The sequence below is a fragment of the Pseudomonas sp. BN417 genome, from assembly GCF_029871205.1.
Taxonomy (GTDB): Bacteria; Pseudomonadota; Gammaproteobacteria; order Pseudomonadales; family Pseudomonadaceae; genus Metapseudomonas.
In genome coordinates, this window is record NZ_SSOJ01000112.1 from 1 (window position 1) to 8033 (window position 8033).

Annotated in this window: 7 protein-coding genes; 6 read left to right on the top strand and 1 reads right to left on the bottom strand. The window is 64.6% G+C overall.

Features of this window, described 5'->3' with window-relative positions; all coding sequences use genetic code 11:
• From lipA to E8F11_RS13450, 3 genes are all read left to right on the top strand, one after another.
• A partial coding sequence (gene lipA, locus E8F11_RS13440) for a lipoyl synthase (protein ID WP_280289312.1) occupies nucleotides 1–861 on the top strand: 861 nt, incomplete at its 5' end.
• A 337-nt stretch (nucleotides 862–1198) separates the two neighbouring features.
• Complete coding sequence (locus tag E8F11_RS13445) at nucleotides 1199–2860, top strand: BCCT family transporter (RefSeq protein WP_280289313.1); 1662 nt, start codon at nucleotides 1199–1201, stop codon at nucleotides 2858–2860.
• Between the two features lie 286 nt (nucleotides 2861–3146).
• A complete protein-coding gene (locus E8F11_RS13450) occupies nucleotides 3147–4019 on the top strand; it encodes a universal stress protein (protein WP_280289314.1) in 873 nt (290 codons plus the stop codon).
• A gap of 60 nt (nucleotides 4020–4079) precedes the next feature.
• Here the strand turns inward: E8F11_RS13450 and E8F11_RS13455 are convergent, their stop codons facing one another.
• Complete coding sequence (locus tag E8F11_RS13455) at nucleotides 4080–4211, bottom strand: hypothetical protein (RefSeq protein WP_280289315.1); 132 nt, start codon at nucleotides 4209–4211, stop codon at nucleotides 4080–4082.
• Nucleotides 4212–4456: 245 nt separating this feature from the next.
• Here E8F11_RS13455 and E8F11_RS13460 point away from each other — a divergent pair, with 245 nt between their 5' ends.
• The 3 genes from E8F11_RS13460 to E8F11_RS13470 all read left to right on the top strand — a co-directional run bounded on the left by E8F11_RS13460 (nucleotide 4457) and on the right by E8F11_RS13470 (nucleotide 7721).
• Nucleotides 4457–5224 (top strand): protein phosphatase 2C domain-containing protein, encoded by a 768-nt coding sequence (locus E8F11_RS13460; RefSeq protein WP_280289316.1) that lies wholly within the window; start codon nucleotides 4457–4459, stop codon nucleotides 5222–5224.
• A gap of 4 nt (nucleotides 5225–5228) precedes the next feature.
• Nucleotides 5229–6803 carry a serine/threonine-protein kinase gene (locus E8F11_RS13465; RefSeq protein ID WP_280289317.1) on the top strand — a complete coding sequence of 525 codons (1575 nt, stop codon included), beginning with the start codon at nucleotides 5229–5231 and terminating at the stop codon, nucleotides 6801–6803.
• Between the two features lie 75 nt (nucleotides 6804–6878).
• The gene (locus E8F11_RS13470) at nucleotides 6879–7721 is read left to right on the top strand and encodes an FHA domain-containing protein (protein ID WP_280289318.1); all 843 of its coding nucleotides are present in this window, start codon (nucleotides 6879–6881) and stop codon (nucleotides 7719–7721) included.
• Nucleotides 7722–8033 lie beyond the last annotated feature (312 nt).

Below are 8033 nucleotides of genomic sequence, written 5' to 3' on the forward strand. Positions count from 1 at the left end.
CCGCGCAAACCCGACTGGATCCGCGTGGAAATCGCAGCATCGCCCGAGGTGGCGCGGATCAAGCAACTGCTGCGCAAGCACAAGCTGCACAGCGTCTGCGAAGAGGCCTCCTGCCCGAACCTGGGCGAGTGCTTCTCCGGTGGCAGCGCGACCTTCATGATCATGGGCGACATCTGCACCCGCCGCTGTCCGTTCTGCGACGTCGGCCACGGCCGGCCGAAGCCGCTGGACCCGGTCGAGCCGAAAAACCTCGCAGTGGCCATTGCCGACCTGCGCCTCAAATACGTGGTGATCACCTCGGTGGATCGCGACGACCTGCGCGACGGCGGTGCCCAGCACTTCGTCGACTGCCTGCGGGAGATCCGCAAGCTGTCCCCGGGCATCCAGCTGGAAACCCTGGTGCCGGACTACCGCGGGCGCATGGACGTGGCCCTGGCCATCACCGAACAAGAGCCGCCGGATGTGTTCAACCACAACCTGGAAACCGTACCGCGCCTGTACAAGGCCGCACGTCCCGGCTCGGACTTCGAGTGGTCGCTGGACCTGCTGGCGAACTTCAAGCAGCGCGTGCCGCAGGTGCCGACCAAGTCCGGCCTGATGCTGGGCCTGGGCGAGACCGACGAGGAAGTGATCGAAGTCATGCAGCGCATGCGCGAGCACCAGATCGACATGCTCACCCTTGGCCAGTACCTGCAACCCTCGCGCAGCCACCTGCCGGTGCAGCGCTTCGTCCACCCGGACCGCTTCGCCTGGTTCGCCGAGAAGGGCGCCGAGATGGGCTTTTCGAACGTCGCCTCCGGCCCCTTGGTGCGCTCCTCCTACCATGCCGACCAGCAGGTCCATGGGCGGAAGATCGGCTGATCGACAGTGGAATGAAAAAAGGCGACCTGAGGGTCGCCTTTTTTATTGGCGAGGTGTCGGAGCGTGCGCTTTTCCTGTGGGGGCGAAACCATTCGCGAACGCAGGACGCAGTCCTGCCCCTCGGACCCCCTTGGCCAATGAGTTCGCCCCTACATCGCCAACCCAGATATGTGCATCGGCGATTGTGGATGTAAGGCCTTTCCGGGCCGTTCCTATACTGGCCCGCCGCTGCCAAAAGGGCGGCGCACCAGCAATTCTATGACTGTTCCAGGCGGATCCGACTCGCCAGGGAAGAGGCAATAACAAGATCAATACAGCCGATATAGAAAGGTACTCCATGAAAATTTCCGTGAAAGCGCACCCGGCCCAGCCGGGCGCCCAGCTACCCCGGGCGAGCAAGGACTATCTGCTGATCGTGGTCAGCGTCTTTTCCATCTTCCTCACCGTGATCGCCCTGGCCGCCTTCCCGGCTCGTTCTGAACAGGTGGCCAGCCAGCTCTTCCAGTCCGCCACCGACCTGCTGTCCGCCCCCGTGCTGGTGATCTTCCTGGCCTTCGTGGTGGGCTCACTGTTCATCATCTTCAGCAAGTACGGCAATATCCGACTCGGCTCCGGCAAGCCCGAGTTCAAGACCATTCCCTGGATCTTCATGTTCATCTGCGCGGGGCTCAGCTCGGCCACCCTCTACTGGGGGCTGGTGGAGTGGGCCTACTACTACAACACCCCCGGCCTCTACCTCCCTGCGCGCAGCCCCGAGGCGCTGGACATGAGCATCGCCTATGCCTTCTTCCACTGGGGTTTCGGCACCTGGGCCTGCTACGCGGTGGGCGGCATGGCCATGGCCTACTACTACCATGTGCGCAAGCACGACAAGTTGAGCCTGGCCGGCATCATCGAGGCGGTCACCGGCCTCAAGGCCAGCGGGCCGGCGGGGCGGCTGATCGACATTCTCTTCCTGATCGGCACCTTCGGCGGGCTGACGGTGACAATGGTCGTCACTACCCTGACCTTCTCCAACGGGCTGTCGAACCTAACCGGCCTGCCGAATACCTTCGTCATGCAGGCAGGCATCGTGCTGCTGATCGCCAGCATCTTCTCCCTGAGCTCCTATATCGGCCTGGAAGGCGGCATGCAGCGGCTGGCCAGCATGGTCTGCTGGGGTGCGCTGTTCTGCGCCCTGGCGGTGCTGGTGGTGGGTCCGACCGGTTTCATCGTGAAGAACACGGTCAATGGCGTTGGCCTGATGCTCTCCAACTTCCTGCACATGAGCCTGTTCACCGACCCGGCCGGCGACGGCGAATTCACCCGCAACTGGACGGTGTTCTACTGGTTCTGGGCCATCTCCTACACGCCAGCGGTGTCCATCTTCGTCGCCCGGGTGTCCCGCGGCCGTACCCTCAAGGAAGTGTCCGCCGCGTTGCTGCTGGGCGGCAGCGTGAGCTGCTGGGTCATCTTCGGCAGCCTGAGCGGCTATGGCATCGACCAGCTGCTGCATGGAACCCTGGACGTGCCGGCCATAGTCGCCAGCCAGGGTGGCGAGGTGGCCATCACCCGCCTGCTGGACGGCTTCCCCATGTCCGGCCTGGCGACTGCCTTCTACCTCTTCGTGATGGTCATCTTCCTGGCTTCCCACATGGACGCCTCGGCCTACACCGTGGCGGCCACCACCACCCGCAACCTGCCGGAAGGCCGTGATCCTTCACCTTTCCTGCGCCTGTTCTGGTGCGTGATGCTGGCGCTGGTGCCGCTGACCATGATCGCCAACCAGATTTCCCTGAAGACGGTGAAGACCTCGGTGATCCTTACCTCCATTCCCTTCCTGTTCCTGCTGGTGGTGATGGCCTACGGCTTCGTCCAGTGGCTGTACCGCGACTACCGCGACCGCAGCAACGAGGAAATCGAAGCCGAATCACGGCGGCTGGGGGACGAGGGCGCTGCGCGGGTAACCGAATGCCCGGAAGGGGCCGCCCCAGACCTCGCCGGTGCGGCGCAGCCTTAAGCGCATATGCCATCAGGACGCGCGCTTAGTCCTTAATCGGCTTAGGGGGGGCGATGACCTGCCTTGCCCACCAGCTTGCCGCAGCCATACTCCAGGCCTGACCCCCAAAAAACCTGCAGATAATGCCCCCTGGCCCCGATCGGGGCTGGGGATTCCGTTCGTGCAACAGGAGCCCCCACTTACCCTGAATTCACCGCGAGCACGACCTGCTGTCCTTTTTGCTGGGAATAACGAAGAAGGAGAGGCCAGCCCGCAATCATGCTTCCTGAACAAGAGGACGATTGCCATGCGCTCGACAAAGAATATTCTGGTCGCCATCCCCCCAAACCCCGACAGTCCGGCCCTTGGCCGTGGGCGCCAGCTCGCCCTCAAGCTCGGCGCGACCCTCGACCTGCTGGTTTGCGACGCCCATGAGGACCAGGCCGATTTTCTCGCCCAGCAACTGGCCAGCCTGCGCGAGGCGGGTGTGCAAGGCCGTGGCGAGCAGGCTCGTGTGGAGTTCGGCCATGCGAGCAGCGCGGTCCTGAAGGCCTGTCGTGAACTGGGCTGTGATCTGGTGGTCAAGGAGCACCAGAACGCCGCGCGGTTCAGTCAACTCCTGATGACCCCCGATGACTGGCAGTTGCTGCGTCAGGTACCCACACCCCTGTTCCTGGTCAGGAACAGCCGGCCCTGGGAGGACGGCACCATCCTGGCCGGCATGGACGTCGAACATTTCGATAGCGCACACGTCGCCTTGCAGGGCAACGTGATGGACCATGCCAGCGAGCTCTGCCGCCTGTTCGGCGCCACGTTGCACGTCGTCAGTGCTTATTCGTCTGTTCGTCTGCCCCAGGCCGACCCAAACCAGTCCATTGAACATGCCGCTGCCGACCATTGCCGCGACCAGTGCCGGTGGTTCCTGGAAATGTACGAGCTGCCTGGGTATCGCGTGCATATCGGCGAGGGTCCGGCCAAGGCCCTGATTCCGCAGATCGCCCACGAGTTCGAGGCGGTCCTCACCGTTCTGGGCACGGTCGCCCGCCACGGTGTGATGGGTGCGTTGGTCGGCAATACGGCCGAGGCGGTGCTCGATCGCCTGGAGGGCGACCTGCTGGTGATCAAGCCAACCACGGCCCAGGTCGAGGAACCCGTGCCGAGGGGGCATCGCGCCGCGTGACCGAAGCGCCTGCAAAAACGCCCTCCAACAGGGAGGGCGTTGTTCGTTGCAACGAAAGCCTCATGGATTCGGTGCATGGCTCCCGAGAAGTCCGCTGCCGGATTTCCTGGCGCGCTTGGCCATGCGTTTTTCCTGGGCGGTTTTCAGCGGCTTTTTCTTCGCCGCGCGTTTCGCGTCGAGACCTTTGCTCATGGCGTCTATCTCCGAGAGAGGGGGAATGGGTCAGCGCATCCTTGCCTTGAAGCGCTCTTTGGCCATTACCACCTCCTGGGCTGCACGAGCCTGTGGATTGCGAAGCTGATGAAAAAAAGCATAGCCGCGCCGCGTCAGCTTGCACGGCGCGGCAAATCCTCGACTGCTTAACACTCCAGACGATGACAGCTCCGGACGGCGGCCGCATCATGTGTGGTCAACGTTGGACAGCAGTAGAGAGTCCCATGCCCGAATTTCTGGTCTATGCCGCGCAGTCCATCACCGGCTGTGTGCGCGCGCACAACGAAGACGCGCTGCTCTGCGCCCCCGACCTGGGCCTCTGGGCCGTGGCCGACGGCATGGGCGGCCACCAGCGCGGCGAGGTGGCCAGCGCGGTCGCCGTCGCCACCCTGCGGGATGCCGTGGCCGCCGGCCAGGACCTGGAAGCGGCGGTGCAGGCCGCCCATCGGGCCGTGGTGACGGCGGCGTCCGGCTCCGGCATGGGCACCACCCTGGTGGCGGTGCGGTTCGCCGGGGCTGACTTCGACCTGGCCTGGGCCGGCGACAGCCGGGCCTACCAGGTGGGCGCCGACGGCATCACCCGCCTGAGCCACGACCACAGCCTGGTGCAGCTGCTGGTGGACGCCGGCGAGCTGACCCCGCGACAGGCCCGCCGTCATCCGCGGCGCAATGTGGTGACCCAGTGCCTCGGCCAGGTCCACCAGGCCCTTGAAGTGGGGCGCGTACAAGGGACGTTGGCGCCCGGCGAGCTGTTGCTGCTGTGCAGCGACGGCCTGACCGGCGAGCTGGACGATGATCTGATCCAGGCGCAATGCGCCACGGTCGAAACCCTGGAAGACCTGGTGGCACAGCTGCTGGCACAGGCATGCGATGCGGGAGGGCGGGATAATATCTCCTGCATCGTGATCGGCATGGCATTGCCTGAAACCACTTTGGCTACAAACAGGTCCAATTCGTTCCTGAGCCGGTTACTCAAATCCCGAAGACCCTGAATCCATGAACGACAATCTGCTTGAAATACCTGGCTACCTTGTGCACGGCCGCCTGGGCAAGGGCGGGATGGCGGAGGTCTATCTCGCCACCCAGGAGTCCCTCAACCGCAAGGTCGCGGTCAAGGTACTGGACAAACTGGATGACGAGGCCTATCGCGCCCGCTTCATCAAGGAGGCGCGTATGGTCGCCTCCCTGCATCACCCCTCCATCGTCACCATCCACGACATCGACCAACTAACCGACGGGCGGTATTACCTGGCCATGGAGTTTCTCGCCGGGGGCGACCTTGGCCGCTACAAGGGCCAGGTGCTGGAGCCCATGGAGGCTTTGCGCATCGTCCAGCAGATCGCCAGCGCCCTGGCAGTGGTGCATGACAAGGGCCTGGTGCACCGTGATATCAAGCCAGCCAATATCCTCTTCCGCGGCGACGGCACCGCGGTGCTCACCGATTTCGGCATTGCCAAGGACCTGGCGCTGGACAGCGAGCTGACCCAGTTCAACGTGGCGGTCGGCAGCCCGGCCTACAGCAGCCCGGAGCAGGCACAGTGCCAGCCGCTGGATGCGCGCAGCGACATCTATAGCCTGGGTGTGATCCTGCTGGAGCTGCTGACCGGTGAAAACCCCTTTCGCGGCGCCAGCTACGCCGAAACCGTGCTCAATCACGTGCAGATGGACCCGCCGTTGCTGCGGCGGGCCCTGGACGATTATCAGTACCTGATCGACCGCATGCTGGCCAAGGACCCGGACGAGCGCTTCGCCGATTGCCATGTGTTGCTGGACAGCCTGGCCGACCTGTTGGACCTCAATCTCGACTTCACGCGCATCGGACCGGCCGCGATCCTGGACCAGCCGGTGAAGGCACCGAAGACACCGAAGACACCGAAGACACCGAAGACGCCGAAGACGCCGAACGCGCCGGTGGCTCGCCGCCGTTACCGTGGCCTGCTCTGGGGACTGGCCGGGGTCCTGCTGCTGGCGATCTCCACCGGCGGCGGCTACTTCGTCGTACTGCAGATGAAGATCGCCGACCTGCTGGAGCTGGGCGAACAGCGCCTGGCCGAAGGCAAGCTGGGGGAGCCGGCCGGCGACAATGCCGACTTCTACTTCCATGAGGTGCTGCGCCTGGACGACGACAACGCCAAGGCCGGCGACGGCCTGCAGCGGGTGCTCGCCGCGCGCATCGCCGGCGCCCTGGCGCAGGCCGCCCAGCGTCTGGCCGAAGACCGCCTGGTGCAGCCGGAGCAGGACAACGCGGTGTACTACTACCAGCAGGTGCTCGGCTGGGCGCCGGACAACCAGCAGGCCCAGGCAGGATTGGGACTGGTGGCGCAGCGTTTCATCGACCTCAGCGAAGAGGCCTATCGCCAGCGCGAGTTCGCTTTGGCGCTGGAGTACATCGAGACCGGCCTGCAGGTGGCGCCGCAGAACCAGACCCTGCTCGAACTCCAGGCCGTCCATGAGCAGCGGGTACAAAAGGCCGCGCGGGTTGTGTCGAACCGGCCATCCGCCAAGGCGCAGGCGAAGCAGCCGGAGCAGACCAATCCGGTCAAGCGGCTGTGGAATCGCCTCTTCAACTAACTGCCAACTGCAGCAAGGTCAACCGAGGAGGCAAGTGGCTACTATTGCGTGGTGCCCTGCCTCCAAGGAACCCACATGCTCAGGATCCACTTCGCGGATAACCGCCAGGCGCCCGTCTGGCTGGTGGACGAACGCTTCACCATCGGCCAGGACAGCCGCAACAGCCTGGTCCTGGCGGAACCGGAGATCAGCCCCTTCCATGCGGAAATCCGCCAGGACCACGGCCAGTACTACCTGAGCGACTGCGGCACGCCGGGCGGCACCTTCGTGAATGGCGAGCGCATCGGCGCGCGCTTCCAGTTGCGTGCCGACGACCGTGTGCGCATCGGCCAGCTGGAACTGCTGCTGGTGGACCCGGCCAGGGCCAGGCCCAAGGCCGAGACCGCGCCGCGCTGGTACCTGCAGGTGATCAAGGGCGAACATGAGGGGCAGAAGCACCACATCACCGGCTCCATGACCTTCGGTCGTTCGGTTAAGTGCGAGTTGTGCTTCAGCGACCTGGAATTGTCGCGCCGGCACTGCGAGTTCTTCCTCAAGGACGATGTGCTGGAGGTCAAGGACCTGGCCTCGGCCAACGGCGTGTTCGTCAACCAGCAGAAGGTGTCCAATGCCGTGCTGCAGCCCGGCGACCAGGTGCGCATGGGGTCGGTGACCCTGCTGGTGATAGGCCCCAAGGTGGCGGCGCCCCAGGCCGTGGACGAGGACGCCACGCTGTTCATGCCGATGCTTCAGCTGCCCAAGCCCACCCCACGCCGGCCCGCTGGCCGCCAGCCTGCGGCCAATCCATTGCGCGCGGCGGCGCAGAAGAACGCTGTGCCAGTCGAAGTGGCCCGGCCGTCGCCCAACAGGCTCCTGCTCGTCCTGCTGGTGCTCGCCATAAGCGTGGCCGCCGCGCTGGCGGCCAAGCTCATGACCTGAGGCCCGGAGCCTGTAGCGGTGAGTTTGTGAAGCAGGTCCTTGTCCAGTCCGGGACATGGCCTTGAACCTTTTCTTGCGCAGGAGGAGTGAATTCATTGGCTATGTCTGCGTTAAGTGTTGCTAACGAGTCTTGAGCCGAGCTGCTTATCGAGTGGGCTGCGAGTCCCTGTTTCGCCTCCCGGCGAGTCACTTCTGGCAGTCGCCCCAGAAGTAACCAAGAACGCTCGCCCCTGCATCCGGCCCCGGCTTCGCCGGGTGACCAGCCTTCGGCTGTTACTGCGTTTCCCTCGCTCCATCATTGCTCCGGGGGCC

What these genes read in the sequence shown, in the direction of transcription:
- E8F11_RS13450 (WP_280289314.1), top strand. Translation starts at nt 3,147, where the DNA reads ATGCGCTCGACAAAGAATATTCTGGTCGCCATCCCCCCAAACCCCGAC.
- E8F11_RS13445 (WP_280289313.1), top strand. Translation starts at nt 1,199, where the DNA reads ATGAAAATTTCCGTGAAAGCGCACCCGGCCCAGCCGGGCGCCCAGCTA.
- E8F11_RS13470 (WP_280289318.1), top strand. Translation starts at nt 6,879, where the DNA reads ATGCTCAGGATCCACTTCGCGGATAACCGCCAGGCGCCCGTCTGGCTG.
- E8F11_RS13460 (WP_280289316.1), top strand. Translation starts at nt 4,457, where the DNA reads ATGCCCGAATTTCTGGTCTATGCCGCGCAGTCCATCACCGGCTGTGTG.
- E8F11_RS13455 (WP_280289315.1), bottom strand. Translation starts at nt 4,211, where the DNA reads ATGAGCAAAGGTCTCGACGCGAAACGCGCGGCGAAGAAAAAGCCGCTG.
- E8F11_RS13465 (WP_280289317.1), top strand. Translation starts at nt 5,229, where the DNA reads ATGAACGACAATCTGCTTGAAATACCTGGCTACCTTGTGCACGGCCGC.